Source organism: Nannocystis exedens (assembly GCF_002343915.1).
GTDB lineage: Bacteria > Myxococcota_A > Polyangia > Nannocystales > Nannocystaceae > Nannocystis > Nannocystis exedens.
In genome coordinates this window covers 6,894,763-6,910,209 of the sequence record NZ_NETK01000001.1, presented here as the reverse complement: position 1 = coordinate 6,910,209, position 15,447 = coordinate 6,894,763, and the positions used below count along the sequence as shown (strand labels likewise).

The window sequence follows — 15,447 nt, the reverse complement described above, 5'->3', positions numbered from 1 at the left end:
AATCATAGCCGATCGAAGCGCAGGTCAACCTCGCGGGTCACGTGGCCGCGGCGGACGTCGGTCTGTAAAGTCACGGGTGCCAGCAAGTCGGCGAGCCCCGGCGGTGGGATCGCCTCGACCGTCACGTCGCCCTCGGGCAACCCCTCGACCGACCAGCGACCCTCGGTGTCGGTGGTGGTCTCGGCCAGCACGGTGTTGCCGTCGCGCGTGCGGACGTAGAGGCGCGCCCCGGCGACCGGTTCGCCGCGCTCGTCGGTGACCTCGCCGTCGAGCCCGGCCGCCTCCTCGAGGTCGACCACCAGCGTGCCCGGGGCCCCGCCCGCCGGCCGCGCGAACGAGGTCGACACGCCGACCCAGCCCGGCGCCTCGACGCGCACCCGCACCCGCTCGCGCGCCAGCCGGGCGGCCCGCACCTCGCCGGCCTCGTCGGCGGCCCACACCTGGCCGTCGACCTCGACCCGCGCCCCGGCGATCGGGTCGCCGCTGCCGGTGGCGCGGACGACGACCTCGAGCGACCAGCCGCGCGCGAGCGCGAGCTCGACCGGCGCGTCGCCGCGGCTGGCCTTGTCGATCTTCACGCGCTTGCTCGCCGGCGCGTACTCCGGGTGGTCGAGCTCGAGCGTGGCTGTCCCCGGAACCAGGCGCGAGAACTCGAACAGCCCGCGCGCGTCGGTGTACGTCACCTCGGTCGGCGCGAGCTCGCCCGCCGGCAGCAGCGTCACCCGCACGCCGGCGATCGGCTGGTCGTTGCCGTCGCGCACGCGGCCCTCGAGCCCGCCCTCGGCCGGCTGCAGGATCTGCTCGATCGACGTCGCCCTTCCTTCGAGGTCGACCTCGACCACCGCCGGCACCATGCCCGCGGCGCGGATGATGATCCGCTGCTTGCCGCGGCGGTGGCCCGCGCTCCACATGCCGAAGCCGTCGCTCGTCACCTCCGAGCCGTCGGCCAGCTCGATGCGCGCGCCGGCGATCGGCTGGCGGTTGCCGTCGAGCACGCGCCCGCCGAGCGGCACGCCCTGGCCGAGCGTCAGCACCACCCCGTCCTCGCGCTCGCCCGGCGCGAGGTCGACGATCACCGTCGCCGAGCCGGCGTGGTCGCCGTGGACCGCGCGCAGGCGGTAGCGGCCGGGCATCAGCGTGTCGAGCGAGAAGTCGCCGCGCTCGTCGGTCTCGGCCCAGGTGCCGACGGCCTCGTCGTCGCCGACCAGCGGGATCGGCGGGACCGCCCCGCGCGTGACCCCGAGGCTGCCGCCGCGCTGCAGCGCGCTGAAGGTGCGGGCGCGGATCATCGCCTCCCCGGGGCTGTAGAGCGTGTCGGCGTCGACGACGATGCTGGCCTCGGGGACAGGTCGGCCGTCGTCGTCGATCACGGTGCCGGCGATCCGCCCCGGGCGCACCAGCGTCAACGTCTGCCGCGCCGGCGCCTCCTTGCCGACGTCGACCGCGACCGACTCCGACGGCAGGTAGCCGTCGGCGTCGGCGCGCACCACATAAGGTCCGGGCACCACCGGGCCGAGGTCGGCCAGGCCGGCGTCGTCGGCCTCGGCGATCTGCTGCAGCAGGCCGACGCTGGCGTAGCCGAGGGTCACGCGGGCGCGCGGCACCGGCGAGCCGTCGGGGCTGACGACCTGGACCGGCACGCGCTGGGCGGCGATCAGCGCCAGGCTGACGTGCGCGCCGGGGCTGAGGTTCTCGAGCGGGATCGAGGCGTACTCCTGCTCGCCGGGCCGCTCGGCCCGCACCTGCGCGACCAGGCCGTAGACGCCGTCGACCAAATCGGAGAACAGGAACTCGCCGGTCTTGCCGGCCGGCTGGACGATCGGCGGCCACAGCGACGAGCCCTCGAGCCGCACCTGCGCGCGGGCCACCAGCGCCGGATCGCCGACCACCGTGCCGCTCAGGTCCTGCAGCGAGTCGACGACGATCACCACCCCCGCCTCCGGCGCGAACGCCTCGACCACCGACAGCGCCAGCCCCTGCCCGGTCGCCCGCAGCCGCAGCGGCCCGGCGGGCACGGTGTCGAGCACGAAGGCCCCGGCCGCGTCGCTGTCCGTCCGCCACGGCTCCGGCTCGCCGAGGCCCGGCAGCGGCGTCGCCTCGATCCGCACCCCGGTGACCGGCTGCCCGCGGCGATCGATCACCTGTCCCTTGAGCCAGGACGCGGGCCCGAGCGCCAGCGTCGGCAGCACCGCCTCGGTGCCCGCCTGCGCCGGCGCCGTCAGCACCCCGCGCAGGTGGCCGGGCACCAGCGCCTCGACCGTCACCGCCGCCGGCGGCCCGGCCGGCAGCGCCAGGTCGAGCGCGAATTGCCCCTCGGCGTCGCAGCTCGCCTCCGCCAGCAGGAACCCGCCCCGCCACGCCCGCGCCTTGCACTCGCGCGGCGGCGCCAGCGGCACCGGCGGCCCGTCGGCACCTGGCTCTTTGTCCAGGGCTGAAGGGTCATAGCCGTCAGGACCGGTCCCATCGGCCATGTCCTTGTCGACAGGTGCCTGCGCCGGCGCCTCGACGGCCCCGCCGACCTCGACCATCACCTTGCCGCGGACGCGCGCCGGCGGGGCGGCCGGGGCCGCGGTCGCCTCGCCGGGCAGTTCGCCCGAGCCGCCCGCGACCTCTCCGTCGACGGGGGAGCTCGGTCCGCAGCCGCGCAGGAGCAGCCCGCCGGTGGCCGCGAGGGCGACGACCAGGCCCGCGAGCGCCGCCTGGGTTCGTCGCTGCATCAGCCGACGGCGATGGCGTCGATCTCGACCAGCACGTCCTTCGGCAGGGTGGCCACCGCGACGGTCGAGCGGGCCGGGCGGTGGTCGCCGAAGTGGCGCCCGTAGATCTCGTTGACCGCCGCGAAGTCCTTCATGTCCTTGAGGAAGATCCCGCAGCGCACGACGTTGGTGAAGTCCATGCCGGCGGCGCGGAGGATCGCGGCGAGGTTCTGCATCACGCGCTCGGTCTGGGCCTTGATGTCGCCGTCGCCGACGATCTGCATCGTCTGCGGGTCGAGCGGGATCTGGCCGGCCGTGTAGAGCGTGCGACCGCCGCTGACGACGATCCCCTGGCTGTACGGGCCGATCGCGGCCGGCGCGTCGGGGGTGGAGATGACCGTACGGACCACGGGCGGGGCGTCATGCTGCATGGCGGCAAGGGTCGCCGATGCCCGCGGCTGGGGCAAGGCCCGATCGCCGGGCCGCGACCCAACACGAGGAGCGCGCCGGGCCACGGGCCCTGGCGCGCTCGACTCGAACGGTGCTGCTCCGCCTCGGCGCGGCGGCCGACGCTCAGGCCGCCGGGGCGTTCTTCTTGTTGAACGCGAGGCGCACGCGCGACGCGTAGCGCGACGCGGTGTTGCGGTGGATCACGCCCTTGCTCGCCGCCTTGCCGATCGCCTGCAGCGCGAGCGGCAGGGTCTCCTTGGCACCCTCGAGGTCACCACCTTCGAGGGCCTTGCGCAGCCGCTTCATGTACGTGCGCATGGTGGACAGGTGGAACACGTTACGCTCGCGCCGCTTGAGGCGTTGACGGTTGCGCTTCTCTGCCGACTTGTGATTCGCCACGGCTCTTGCTCTTCGTTTCCTGGAGGGGAGGGAGCTTATGGACCCGAGGCGCGGCCCTTGTCAAGGCGACGCCCGGCTGCCACTGTACGCCCCGCGCGCCAGGGTCCGCGGCCCCACGGGCCAGTAGACCCGAGTTTTGACCGTGCGCGGGCGCCCCGACGCGTGTAGACCCTCACAACCATGCCGACCTGCCCTTCGCCGCGCCCGTGGAGCCTGCTCGCCGCCCTCCTGGTCGGCTGCGTGTTCGTCCCGCCGCCCCCGCTGCCGGAGGAGATCGCCGCGATGGAGGCCGCCAAGGCGGCCCGCAAGTCCGGCCGTCCGCAGGCGCCGGGCGAGGCGGGCGCCGAGGAAGGCGGCGGGGGCGGCACCGAGATCGCCTTCAAGAAGGGCGACGCGGCCCCCGAGGGCATGACGGCCGCCCAAGTGCGGGCCTACGCCGTCGCCCAGGGCGACCCGGAAGCCGGCGAGTTCACGCTCGAGGAGGCCCTCGCCGGCCTGCCGGGCCGCCCCGACGACGCGCTGTGGGTCCTCTTCAAGACCCCGCGCGGCGTCCTCGAGTGCGAGCTCGAGGTCGAACGCACGCCGAAGACGATCGCCAATTTCGTCGGCCTCGCCCGCGGTCTGCGGCCCTGGTACGACAAGGCCTCGGACGCGTGGGTCAAGCGGCCCTACTACGACAACACCACCTTCCACCGCGTGATCCCCGGCTTCATGGTGCAGGCCGGCGACCCGACCGGCACCGGCCTCGGCAACCCCGGCTACGTGATCGAGGACGAGATCGATCCGGAGCTGATCCACGACGCGCCCGGCGTGCTGAGCATGGCCAACCGCGGCCCGAACACCGGCAGCGCCCAGTTCTTCATCACCCTCAACCCGACCCCGCACCTCGACGGCAAGCACACCGTGTTCGGCCACTGCAACGACGCCGCGATGCGCCTGGCCGACGACATCGCCCTGGTCCCGCGCGACGCCAACGACAAGCCGCGCGACCCCGAGCTGCTCAACTCGGTCGAGATCGTCCGCCGCCCGCGCGTCCGCTGAAGCCTGTCCTCGAGGTCATGTCCGTCGGGGCATGTCCTAAAAAACAGCCACTGCCGCCCCGGCCGCGCGGCGCCGGCTCCTGCGCCTCGGGGCATCTTCCCCGTGAGGTCGAGCGGCCCCGGCCTTCGCTCGCCCCTCGCCGCCGCCCGACCTCTGCTATGGTGGGGCGTGCTCGTCGTCCATGTCCACGTCCACGTCGTGCCCGACCAGGTCGAGGCGTTCCGGGCCGCCACCGTCGCCAACGCGTCCGCGAGCGTGCGCGAGCCCGGCGTCGCCCGCTTCGACGTCCTGCAGCAGGAGGGCGACCCGACCCGCTTCATCCTCGTCGAGGTCTACCGCGACGAGGCCGCCCCGGCGCGCCACAAGGAGACCGCGCACTACCAGGCGTGGCGCGACGCGGTCGCGCCGATGATGGCCAGCCCGCGCACCAGCGTCCGCTTCGCCAACGTGTTCCCGGCGGACGACGCGTGGTGATCCCGTTCGAGCTGGCGACCGCCGCGCGGATCGTCTTCGGGGTCGGCGCCGCCGCCCAGGTCGGCCCGATCGCCGCCGAGCACGGGCGCCGCGCCCTCGTCGTCACCGGCCGCGACCCGGCCCGCGCCGAACCTGTCCTCGAGAACATCCGCGCCGCCGGCCTCGCGGCGACCGTGTTCGCCGTCGCCGGCGAGCCGACGGTCGCCGACGCCGAGCGCGGGGTCGCGGCCGCGCGCGCGTGCGACTGCGACGTGGTGGTGGCGATCGGCGGTGGCAGCCCGCTCGACGCCGGCAAGGCGATCGCCGCGCTCGTGCGCAACCCCGGCCCGCCGCTCGACTACCTCGAGGTCGTCGGCCGCGGCCGCCCGCTGGCCCACGACCCGGCCCCGTTCGTCGCCGTCCCGACCACCGCCGGCACCGGCTCGGAGGTCACGCGCAACGCCGTGCTCACGGCCGAGGCGCAGCGGGTCAAGGTCAGCCTGCGCAGCCCGAAGATGCTGCCGCGCGCCGCGATCGTCGACCCCGCGCTGACCCTCTCGCTGCCGCCGGCCGTCACCGCCGACTGCGGCCTCGACGCGCTGACCCAGCTCATCGAGCCCTTCGTGTCGCGCAAGGCCAACCCGATCACCGACGCCCTGTGCCGCGACGGCATCGCCCGCGCCGCCCGGGCCCTGCCGCGCGCCTTCGCCGACGGCCGCGACCTCGACGCCCGCAGCGACATGGCCCTCGCCAGCCTGCTCGGCGGCCTCGCCCTCGCCAACGCCGCTCTCGGGGCCGTCCACGGCTTCGCCGGCCCGATCGGCGGCGCCTTCCCGGGCGCCCCGCACGGGGCCGTGTGCGCCCGCCTGCTGCCCGAGGTCCTGCGGATCAACGCCCGCGCCCTCCGGGCCCGCGAGCCGCAGAGCCCCGTCCTCGCCCGCCTCGACGAGGTCGCCCGCCTCGTCACCGGCGACCCCGCCGCCACCCTCGACCAGGCGGTCGGGCAATTGAGATCGCTGGTCGCGTCGCTGCAGATCCGCCCGCTCGCCGCCTTCGGCCTGCGCGCCGCCGACCTGCCCGACCTCGCCGACCGCTCGCGCCGCGCCAGCAGCATGAAGGGCAACCCGATCGACCTCACCGACGCCGAGCTGCACGAGGCCCTCGCCGCCGCGCTGTGAGGCATGTTCCAAGGGACATGCCCAGGCCGACATGCTTTTTCTGGCATGTCTCGCGGGACATGCTCCGAAGCACAGCCTGCGGCGCTGCAGCCCGGGAAGAGCCGCGAACGCCGGCTCTGGTCGCCGCGCGCGAGGCGATGAGGACCGCAACTCGCCGTTCACGGCCCGTACGAGCCGCGACGCCTGTACGGCCGCGAGGGACCGCAGTCCCCCGCCTTCGAGCAGGCCGCACAGGAGCGCCGAGTCCTCGCCGACCGGGCCGGCGCCGCGCGACCGGCGAGGTCCCTCGCGCGGGTCTTCCTCGCCGGCCGGCCTGCGCGGCGCGTGCGGCATCCGGTCGAGCCGCACGGGAGCGCCGAGTCCTCGCCGACCGTACCGGACTCCGGCGTCACGCGAGCGGCGAGGTCACTCGCACGGGTCTTCCTCGCCCGCCGGCCCGCGCGGCGCGTGCAGCATCGACGCCGGGATCGGCTTCGGCGGGTCGTTCTCGTCGAAGCTCGCCAGCACCTGCACGTGGGCGTCGCCGGAGAACTCGCTGTAGTCGACGCGGACGTGGTGCACGCCGGCCTCGAGCTGGGCCTCGCCGCCGCGCGACTGCGTCTTGCCGCGGGTCCGGTTGAGCACGATCAGGTCGCCGTCGACGTAGACCCGCGAGCCGTCGTCGGAGATCGACTGGAAGATCGCCTTCGTCGGCGCGTCGAGGTGCAGGCAGCTGTCCCAGCGGACCGAGAACTGGTCGGCCGGCACGTCGTCCATCGGCGCGTCGCGGCCCCAGTCGAAGTCGATCTGGCGGTCGTAGCGGATCTGCCACTTCCCGCTGTGGTCCGAGCGGGCGTAGTAGGTCCCGCGCCACGGCTGCAGCGTCAGCGTCCACCACGGGCGCACCGCGATCAGCAGCACCACCGCGGCCGCCGCGGCGATCGCCGCCCGCCGGTGCCACTTCGGCCGCGGCGTCGCCTCGCCGCGCGCCAGCGCGAGCAGCTGCCCGAGCCGCCACGTGTGCGCCTCGACCTCGCCGCGCCCGAGCGCGAAGCTCCCCGGCTCCCACGCCGGTCGGGTCCGCTCGGCCTGCAGCGCCGGCAACGCCCGCCCCAGCTCCGCCACCGCGCGCGGACCGACGGCCGCCTGCAGCCGCCCCGGCAGCCACGCGGCGACGTCGGTGATGTCCTCCGGGGCATGTCCCTGGGGACAGACTGCGCGGGCCAGCGCCTCCCACGCGCCGACGAGGTGGTGCGCCGCCAGGCGCGGCTCGCACGAGGGGTCGACGGTCACCGCGCGCGCGGCCCGATGGGCCGCCTCCGCCACGGTCAGGGCACGTTCGGTCTCGGTCATCATCCGCTCGCCTCCTTGTCCTTCTCGCTCACGCTCGGCGCGGCCTCGGGCCGGGGCAGCCGCTTGCGCGCGCCCTTCTCGGTGCGGTGGGAGATCGGCAGGCCGCGCAGGTCCTTCACCACGTTGAGCACCCCGCCGTCGCGCTCGACCGCCACGATCTGCGGCGCGTCGGGGAAGCGCGTGTCACAGCGGTCGCGCAGGTAGCCGACGCTGAAGTCGGAGTACTGCTCGCCGGGTCGGGTCTTGAACGAGCGGAAGTTGCTCGGCACGTGCAGCCGCATCGCCTTGCCCGAGAGACAGCCGGTGAAGTAGTACACCGAGTCGAGGTACGTCTCGCGCTCGTTGTCCCACAGCCACCGCTGCAGCCCCAGCATCGCCTCGGGGTTGGTGTTGCCGTAGTAGTCGGTGTCGTAGTGGCCGATCGCCCCGGCCACGCCGCCGATGAGGCGGTTGAAGTAGACCACCTGGTGCGGGTGCAGCCGGATCGACTGTACCAGCAGGTCGACGAGCAGCGCGCCCGTCAGGGCCCACGCGGCCGCCCGCGCCCACCGCCGGCGCAGGCGGACGATCAGCGCCTCGGTCGTCACCGCCGCCAGCGCGACCATCGGCGGGACCACGAACAGGAAGTGGCGATAGCCGTCGTACAGCGGCGAGCCCTTGTAGACCGCGTAGACCGGCGGGACGAAGATCGACATCCCGAGCACCAGCAGCGCCAGCGCCGGCCGCACGTGCTCCGGCCGCCCGCCGCGGCGCAGCAGCGCCGCCACGCCCCACAGCGTGCCGATCGCCAGCATCGCCAGCACCAGCTCCGGCGTCTGGAACCCGAAGTAGTGCGGCAGGTACTCCCAGCCGATGTCGTAGTTCCACAGGTACGCGTCGCCGAACGGCATCTTGCGCTGGTGCGCGTCGAAGCTGCTCATCCGCCGCAGGGCGATGAACGGCCGCGTCAGCGGATCCAGCTGCGCCCACGGCCAGCCGACGAGCATCACCGCCCACGCGCCCGCGGTCACGCCCACGCCGATCATCAGCGCCCGCCGCACGTAAGCCGCCAGCGCCGCCCAGCTGCGGCGCAGCCAGGTCGCGTGGGCGACGAACAGCCCGAGCACCAGCGCGAGGAAGCACAGCAGGATGAGGCCGGCGATCCGCACGCTCAGCGCCAGCCCGATCGCCACCGCCAGCTTGGCCAGCGTGCCCCGCGACGGCCGCGGCAGCTCGCCGATCGCGACCACCATGTAATAAAGGCTCCACGCGTAGGCGACCGCGAACGGGCTGTCCTTCGGGTTGTTGAACATGTGGCCCCACCACACCGGGTGGAGCGTCAACATCACCAGCGCCAGCAGCCCCACGCGCGGCCCGGCGAGCGCCCGCCCGAGCTTCCACACGCCCATGAGGCCGAGCACGCCGACCAGCCCGCCGAGCAGATGGATCGCGGTGAAGCCCTCCATCGGCCTCGCGATGGCGCGGAAGATCGCCCCGAGCAGGTCGTAGCCGCCGCCGTACAGGTAGTTGATCCGGTACGTCAGCGCGCCGGTGTCGGTGAAGCCCGAGGTGTACCACTGCCAGATCCGGTGACCGTACGCGAGGTGCCACGCCTCGTCCCAGGTGACCCCGTACTGGCGGAAGGTCGCCAGCACCGTCACCAGCGCGCCCGCGAGCCACACCCACGCCGCGCGATCGTACCACCGCCCGGACGCGGCCGACGTCGACGGTAACAGGCGCGACAGCAACGACGATGATCCGTGTGACAAGTTGCCCGACCTCGAAATTCGCCCCCAGTGTGGCGAGCACCGCGGCCGGTTCAAGCGCCCGCGTCACTGTTCGCGAGCTCGCGACCTCCGGGTCACGCGCGGCGCGACAGTTCGCGACCGCGACGCCGCGCTGTGACAGAGCCCGCGCGCCCGCGCACGCCGCCACCTCACGACCTGCTCCTCGGGACAGTTTATCCTCCCGCGGGACGCCGACGGGTCGGAACATGTCCCTTCGGACATCCTCATCGCGCCCTGTTCGAACCTGTCCCTTCGGGCATCCGCAGCGAGCCTGTCGACTCCCGTCGCGCCGCGCTCGACCGCCGGCGGCACCCAGGCCGTACGGGCCTCTCGCCCCTCTGCAGACGGGGCGACCGTCGCTCTGGCCGACCGAGTCGAGCGCTCCAGGCGAGCGCCGGTGACTCCTCCTGCTTTTGCAGCCGAACCCGCTCGCTCTCGCCCCGCCTGCGCGTCCCCGCCCTGCCACGTCGACCTCTGCCGCGCCGGCGCGCGTGTTAGTCTCCCTCGCGCCTGTGACCGCTCCGACCTCTGCCCCGCCGGTCCCCGCCCCGCTCGCCTGGCTGGCGCCCGGTCCGCTCCCGGCGCGCCGGGGCCTCGCGCTGCTCGGCTGGGGCCTCGCTCAGCCGCTGCTCGGCCTGCGCGTCGTCGTGCGCGAGCCGGCCCTCCTCAAGGCCGCGGCCTGGCCGGTGCTGCTGTTCGCCGGCTTCTGCGTGCTCGTCGCGCTCGGCACCGAGGACGACGGCGCCGGCCGCCTCGACATCTTCCTCACCACCCTCGTCACCCTCGCGCCGGCGCCGGTGCTCCTGTTCGGCAAGACCTACCGGCGCCTCGCGGCCGCGGCCCGGGTCCCGCTCGGCCTGTCCCCGAGGACAGCCGAGATGCCCGGCCTGCGCACCGCGATCGCCGACGCCGTCCGCCAGGCGATCCTCCTCGGCATCGGCCTGGTCCCGGTGTGGCTCGCCTTCGAGCTCGTGCAGGCGTTCTGGCCCGCCGCCGCCCCCGGCTTCGTGTGGATCGCCTGGGCCGTGACCGGCTTCTGGGCTCTGCACTGGATCGTCGTCGAGGCGCTCGACAACGGCCACACCGTCGACCCCGCCGCGCCGGTCGGCGCCGCCGCGCCGCAGGTCGACCCGTGGTTCGTGCGCCTGTGGCAGGTCCCGCTGCTGCGCAAGTTCTCCGGCCTGCTGCGCCGGCTCAGCCGGCCGTGGCGGCGCGAGCTGCAGCTCGTCGCCAGCCACCCCGAGCTCGTCCTCGGCTTCGGCCTCGGCGTCGCCGCCATGCTCGCCGTGCCGTTCGTCGCCCTGGTCTTTCGCCCAGCCGCCGTCGTCGCCGCGGTCCACGTCCTCGGCCGCGTCGACGAGGCCGCCCCGCCGGCGTGAACCGGCGGCTCCCGCGGCGACGCCCTGCCGCGCTGCCCCTGCAGCCGCCGGCCGCCCCGCCGCGACCCGCCGAAACATCCGTGTGCTTTTGTACCTGTACCTTCGGCCCTGTCCGAATGCGCAGGCAACCATCACTCCGCGTGCGCCACCATGAACTCGAGCGCCGCCGTGCAGGGGAAGGTCACCTTCGCCACCGCGGCGGCCAGCGGGCACTGCGAGCCCCTGCACACCACCCGGGCGTCACGCCGTCCGCTGCCCTCGGTCTCCGAGGTGAAGCTGCCGACCTCGGTCATGCTCACGTCGAGCGTCACGTCGGTCCCGGAGATCGTCACCCGCACCAGGTGCTCCGGGCACTCGAACTCCATGCCCGCGAGCTCGCACGCGATCGTCCCGGTGGCGTCGACCGGCGCGATCGTGAACCTGCCGCCCCGCTTCATCTCGAGCATGAAGTCGACCGACAGCCGCTCGGTGATCTCGCCGCAGCGCTCGTCGAGCACCTCGCCGGAGAGGAATTCCCACCGCCCCTCGCGCGGCTCGAACTCGGGCCCACAAGCAGACAACAGCGACAGACCCACCAGCCACGCGCGCGACATGCCGGGCAGGCTAGCAGAGCTCAGCCCGGCTTGCGCATGAACACCAGGTACTGGTACGGCAAAAGCTCGCGGTCGGTGCGCTCGTGGGTGAGCCCGAGCTTCTGGAGGTGAGCCGCCACGATCGCGTCGTCGACGCGCATCGCCGCCGGCGGGCCCGGAGCGTCCTCCGGCGCGTCTTTCTTGAAATCGACGACCACCAACAGCCCGCCCGGCTTCAGCGCGTCGCGCACCTTGCCGAAGAAGCGCGAGGGCTCGTCGATGTGGTGGTAGGTGTCGACCATCAGCGCCACGTCGAGGCCCTCGGGCAGCTTCGGGTCGGCGCTCGCGCCCTCGACCGTGGTCACGTTGGCGAGCCCCTCCTTGGCCGCGCGCTCGCCGATCCACTTCACCATGTCGGGCTCGAGGTCGTTGGCGATCACCCGCCCCTCGGGCACCGCCTTCGCCAGCCGCATCGTGAAGTAACCGGTGCCCGCGCCGAGGTCGGCCACGGTCATCCCCGGCGTCAGCTTCAGCGCCGCCACCACCTCGTCCGGCTTCTGCCAGACCGCCCGGTCGGGGCTGTCGAACTGGGCCGTCCACTCGGCCGCGTTGGTGAAGCGGTGGTGCTTGTGGTGCCCGCGCCCGCGGTGGTCGGCGAAGGCCTGCGCCTGCTCCTCGTGCTCCTGCGCGTGGAAGGCCCGCTCCTTGCTGGCCTCGTGGTCATGTCCTTCCGGACCTGTGTGCCCGGGCATGTTCTTCGAGTCATGTCCCGCGGGCGGGTCGGACGGTCGGTTGCACCCGACCAGGCCCAGGGCGATCGCGGCGATCACGGCGTTGCGCATGCCCCGGACGATACCCTCAGCGCAGCAGCGCGGAAAGCCGCGCGCGCACCCCCGGCCACGGCGTCCACGCCGGGTCCGGCGGCTCGCCGCCGGCCAGCACCCCGAAGAAGCGCATGCCGCAGGTCTCGGCGAACCGCTGGTCGGCGAACGCCCGGTCGCCGACCATGACCATGCGCTCGCCCGGCAGGCCCATGCCGGCCAGCGTCCGCGCCGCCATCCGCGCCGCCGGCTTCATCGCCCCGTGCTCCTCGGTCACCAGCGAGAAGTGGAACAGCCCCGGGTCGATGCCGAGCGCGCGCAGGCGGTCGTGGGCGCCGCGGTAGTCGCTGACGAGCCCGAGCCGCAGCCCGCCGGCGCGCAGCCGCAGCAGCAGCGCGGCGACGCCGGGGTAGGCCCGCCCGGCCCGCTCGACCGCCCGCAGCACCTGCGGCTCGTAGCTGTCGGCGATCCACCGGCGCCAGCGCTCCTGCCCGCGCGCGTCGCTCGCCAGCCGCTGCAGCGTCTCGCGCGCCAGCGCCCCGGCGTCGTCGAAGTCGACCCCGGCCAGCCCCGTCCGCACCCTGGTGTAGCGCCACAGCCGCGGCAGCGCCGGCAGCATCCGCGTCAGCACCCACCGCTCGACCGGCCGCTTGTCGTACAGCGTGCCGTCGAGGTCGAACACGACCCCCGCGATCGCCCCGTCACTCGTCATCGTCGAGCGCCCCCCTCGCGCGAGCTCTTTCCGACATGTCCTTCATCCCGTGCCCGAAAGACATGCCTTTCAAGACATTCTCCATCGGCCAGGCACACTTCAAAAGACCTCGCGGACCAGCTCGAGCACGCGCCCGCCGCGGGTCACCCGGGCCGAGCGGCGCGTCCCTGCGTCGGCGCCCGGCAAATCGGCGATGAAGCGGTGCAACTTCGGGTCGTGCGGCTCGCGCGGCGGCCGAATCGCCCCGCGGACGAACGCCAGCAGCGCCGCCCCCGTCCACAGCGCCTTCTCGAGCGCGGGCACCACGGTGCGGCCCGCCAGCGCGTCGCCGCCGCGTCGCCGCAGCCGCAGCCCGATCGCGCGGTAGACCCGACTCGCCACCACGATCGCCAGCCGCGTGCGCCACGGGATGAACCGCATCCCCGCCTCGGCGCTGGCGTAGTAGCGCTCGGCCAGCGCCAGCACGTCGAGCACGACCCCGGCGACCGCCTCGCGGCCGGCCGTGCCGGCCAGCAGCGCCTCGGTGCTGGTGCCCGCGAAGTCGAGCCGGTTCGCCGGCAGGTAGACCCGCCCGCGCGCGGCGTCCTCGGCGACGTCGCGGGCGATGTTGGTCAGCTGCATGGCGATCCCGAGGTCGAGCGCGAACGGGCTGGCCTGCGGGTCGCGGGCGCCGATCACCCCGCACATCATCAGCCCCACCGTCCCGGCCACCTGATAGCAGTAGCGCAGCAGCGCCGCGTCGTCGGGCAGCGCCACCGGCCCGGCGTCGGCGCGCACGCCCGCGATCAGCTCGCGGGCCACCTGCAGCGGCACGCCCCAGCCGGCCAGCAGGTCGCGGTAGCAGGCGACGAGCGGCCGCGCCGCCGCCGCGCCCGCCAGCTCGGCCTCGATCGCCTCGATCGCCGCCAGCCCCTCGCCCGGCGCCTGCGCCAGGTCGACCGCGTCGTCGACCAGGCGGCAGAACGCGTACACCACCGCCGCCTCGTCGAGCCGCTCCGCCGGCAGAAACCAGCCGGCCAGGTCGAACGTGCGCGCGTGGCGGGCCAGCGTCGCCCGGCTCTCGGCCACCACTCGGGCGCGGTCGTAGCTCACCGCGCCGCTCCACGCATGTCCCGGAGGACATGTCCCTTGCGACCTGGCCCTGGCATCACCCGCTCGAGCACCTTGGCCGAGCACAGCACCCCCGGCATGCCCGCGCCCGGGTGGGTCCCGGCGCCGACGAAGTACAGCCCGCGCACGTCCTCGGACGCGTTGTGGTAGCGGAAGTAGGCCGACTGCGTCAGCCGCGGCTCGGGCCCGAACGCCGCCCCGCCGTACGAGCGCAGCTCGGTCTCGAAGTAGCGCGGCGTCACGTGCTTGCGGGTGACGATGTGCTCGCGCAGCCCCGGCACGTGCTGCTCGCCGAGGAAGTCGACGATCTTGGCGAAATAGGCCTCTCCGAGGCGGTCCCAGTCGAGCCCCTCGGCCTGGGTGTTGGGCACCGGCGACAGCACGTAGAACGCCTCGCACCCGGGCGGCGCGAGGTTCGGGTCGGTCCGCGTCGGCGCGTGCAGGTACAGCGAGAAGTCGTCGGCCAGCACCTTGCGCTCGAAGATGTCCTCGAGCAGCTCGCGGTAGCGCGGCCCGAGGATGATCGTGTGGTGCGCCAGCTCGGGCCAGGTGCGGTCGGCCCCGAAGTAGCCGACGAACAGCCCCATCGACAGCTTCTTGCGTCTTATCAAAAAGTCGCTGTTCCACCGGCGATGCCGCCGCGCCACCAGCTTGGTGTAGACCGTCGCCGGGTCGGCGTTGCTGACGACCGCCGCGCAGGCGAGCCGCTCGCCCGCGGCCGTGCGCACCGCCGTCGCTCGCCCGCCCTCGACCTCGATCTCCGCCACCGGCGTGCTCACCCGCACCTCGACCCCGAGCTCGCCGAGCAGCCGCACCATCGCCTTGACGATCGCCGTCGTCCCGCCGACCGCGAACTCGACGCCCCACTTGCGCTCGAGCCAGTGGATGAGCGCGTAGATCGCCGGCGCGCGGAACGGGTTGCCGCCGATCAGCAGCGGCTGGAACGTGAACACCTGCCGCAGCCGCTCGTCCTCGATCGACGCGCTGACCCACTCGTACATCGAGCGCCAGCAGCCGAGCCGCGCCAGGTCGGGCACGATCTTCAGCATGTCGGTGAAGCGGTCGAAGGGCCTGTCGACCAGCTCGGTGTAGCCGATGTCGAAGATCTGCCGCGCCTGGGCCGCCAGGCGGCGGTAGCCGTCGACGTCGCGCGGCGAGAATTGCTCGATCTGCGCCAGGATCCGCGGCTCGTCGCCGACGTAGTCGAAGCGCGAGCCGTCGGGGAACAGCACGCGATAGAACGGGTCGACCGGCACGAATTGCACGTAGTCCCGCCGCTCGCGCCCGACCAGCGCGAACAGCTCGTCGAACAGGTGGCTCGCGGTGACCACCGTCGGCCCGGCGTCGAACGAGAACCCGTCCTGCTCGAACACCGCCGCCCGCCCGCCCGGCTGGTCCATCGCCTCGAGCACCAGGACCTCGTGCCCGCGCGCGCGCAGCCGGATCGCCGCCGCGAGCCCGCCGAGCCCCGAGCCGATCACGATCACCCTGTCCTGCTCGCTCATGCCGTCGCACGAGTGTATCGCCGCGGCCCGCCG

14 protein-coding genes are annotated in these 15,447 nt (G+C 74.0%); 4 read left to right on the top strand and 10 right to left on the bottom strand.

Annotation, left to right across the window (positions count from 1 at the left end):
* Window positions 1-2: 2 nt before the first annotated feature.
* The 3 genes from NAEX_RS27175 to rpsT form a co-directional block, all read right to left on the bottom strand.
* Window positions 3-2,717 carry a carboxypeptidase-like regulatory domain-containing protein gene (locus NAEX_RS27175; RefSeq protein ID WP_096330391.1) on the bottom strand — a complete coding sequence of 905 codons (2,715 nt, stop codon included), beginning with the start codon at window positions 2,715-2,717 and terminating at the stop codon, window positions 3-5.
* Window positions 2,717-3,127 carry a RidA family protein gene (locus NAEX_RS27170; RefSeq protein ID WP_096330390.1) on the bottom strand — a complete coding sequence of 137 codons (411 nt, stop codon included), beginning with the start codon at window positions 3,125-3,127 and terminating at the stop codon, window positions 2,717-2,719. The genes NAEX_RS27175 and NAEX_RS27170 overlap by 1 nt, the downstream gene beginning before the upstream one ends.
* A 142-nt stretch (window positions 3,128-3,269) precedes the next feature.
* Window positions 3,270-3,545 (bottom strand): 30S ribosomal protein S20, encoded by a 276-nt coding sequence (gene rpsT / locus NAEX_RS27165; RefSeq protein WP_096330389.1) that lies wholly within the window; start codon window positions 3,543-3,545, stop codon window positions 3,270-3,272.
* 180 nt (window positions 3,546-3,725) lie between these two features.
* Between rpsT and NAEX_RS27160 the strand changes: the two genes are divergently transcribed.
* The 3 genes from NAEX_RS27160 (at window position 3,726) to NAEX_RS27150 (ending at window position 6,217) form a co-directional block, all read left to right on the top strand.
* Window positions 3,726-4,586 carry a peptidylprolyl isomerase gene (locus NAEX_RS27160; protein WP_211302483.1) on the top strand — a complete coding sequence of 287 codons (861 nt, stop codon included), beginning with the start codon at window positions 3,726-3,728 and terminating at the stop codon, window positions 4,584-4,586.
* Window positions 4,587-4,754: 168 nt separating this feature from the next.
* Window positions 4,755-5,060, top strand: a complete 306-nt coding sequence (locus NAEX_RS27155) for an antibiotic biosynthesis monooxygenase (RefSeq protein ID WP_096330388.1) — start codon at window positions 4,755-4,757, stop codon at window positions 5,058-5,060.
* Entirely contained in the window at window positions 5,054-6,217 is a 1,164-nt protein-coding gene (locus NAEX_RS27150; protein WP_211302482.1) for an iron-containing alcohol dehydrogenase, read from the top strand. The genes NAEX_RS27155 and NAEX_RS27150 overlap by 7 nt, the downstream gene beginning before the upstream one ends.
* A 405-nt stretch (window positions 6,218-6,622) precedes the next feature.
* Here the strand turns inward: NAEX_RS27150 and NAEX_RS27145 are convergent, their stop codons facing one another.
* Complete coding sequence (locus NAEX_RS27145) at window positions 6,623-7,552, bottom strand: PA14 domain-containing protein (RefSeq protein ID WP_096330387.1); 930 nt, start codon at window positions 7,550-7,552, stop codon at window positions 6,623-6,625.
* Entirely contained in the window at window positions 7,549-9,210 is a 1,662-nt protein-coding gene (locus NAEX_RS27140; RefSeq protein WP_096330386.1) for a glycosyltransferase family 39 protein, read from the bottom strand. Before NAEX_RS27140 ends, NAEX_RS27145 begins: the two co-directional genes overlap by 4 nt.
* A 617-nt stretch (window positions 9,211-9,827) precedes the next feature.
* Here NAEX_RS27140 and NAEX_RS27130 point away from each other — a divergent pair.
* Window positions 9,828-10,694 (top strand): hypothetical protein, encoded by an 867-nt coding sequence (locus tag NAEX_RS27130; protein ID WP_096330384.1) that lies wholly within the window; start codon window positions 9,828-9,830, stop codon window positions 10,692-10,694.
* A 131-nt stretch (window positions 10,695-10,825) separates the two neighbouring features.
* Here NAEX_RS27130 and NAEX_RS27125 read toward each other — a convergent pair whose 3' ends face one another.
* The 5 genes from NAEX_RS27125 to NAEX_RS27105 form a co-directional block, all read right to left on the bottom strand.
* Window positions 10,826-11,287 carry a hypothetical protein gene (locus NAEX_RS27125; RefSeq protein ID WP_096330383.1) on the bottom strand — a complete coding sequence of 154 codons (462 nt, stop codon included), beginning with the start codon at window positions 11,285-11,287 and terminating at the stop codon, window positions 10,826-10,828.
* 20 nt (window positions 11,288-11,307) lie between these two features.
* Complete coding sequence (locus tag NAEX_RS27120) at window positions 11,308-12,108, bottom strand: class I SAM-dependent methyltransferase (RefSeq protein ID WP_096330382.1); 801 nt, start codon at window positions 12,106-12,108, stop codon at window positions 11,308-11,310.
* A 16-nt stretch (window positions 12,109-12,124) separates the two neighbouring features.
* A complete protein-coding gene (locus NAEX_RS27115) occupies window positions 12,125-12,799 on the bottom strand; it encodes an HAD family hydrolase (RefSeq protein ID WP_096330381.1) in 675 nt (224 codons plus the stop codon).
* Between the two features lie 99 nt (window positions 12,800-12,898).
* Window positions 12,899-13,891: a phytoene/squalene synthase family protein gene (locus NAEX_RS27110; protein ID WP_170136040.1), complete on the bottom strand. Its 993-nt coding sequence runs from the start codon at window positions 13,889-13,891 to the stop codon at window positions 12,899-12,901.
* Entirely contained in the window at window positions 13,888-15,414 is a 1,527-nt protein-coding gene (locus NAEX_RS27105; RefSeq protein ID WP_096330379.1) for a phytoene desaturase, read from the bottom strand. Before NAEX_RS27105 ends, NAEX_RS27110 begins: the two co-directional genes overlap by 4 nt.
* Window positions 15,415-15,447 lie beyond the last annotated feature (33 nt).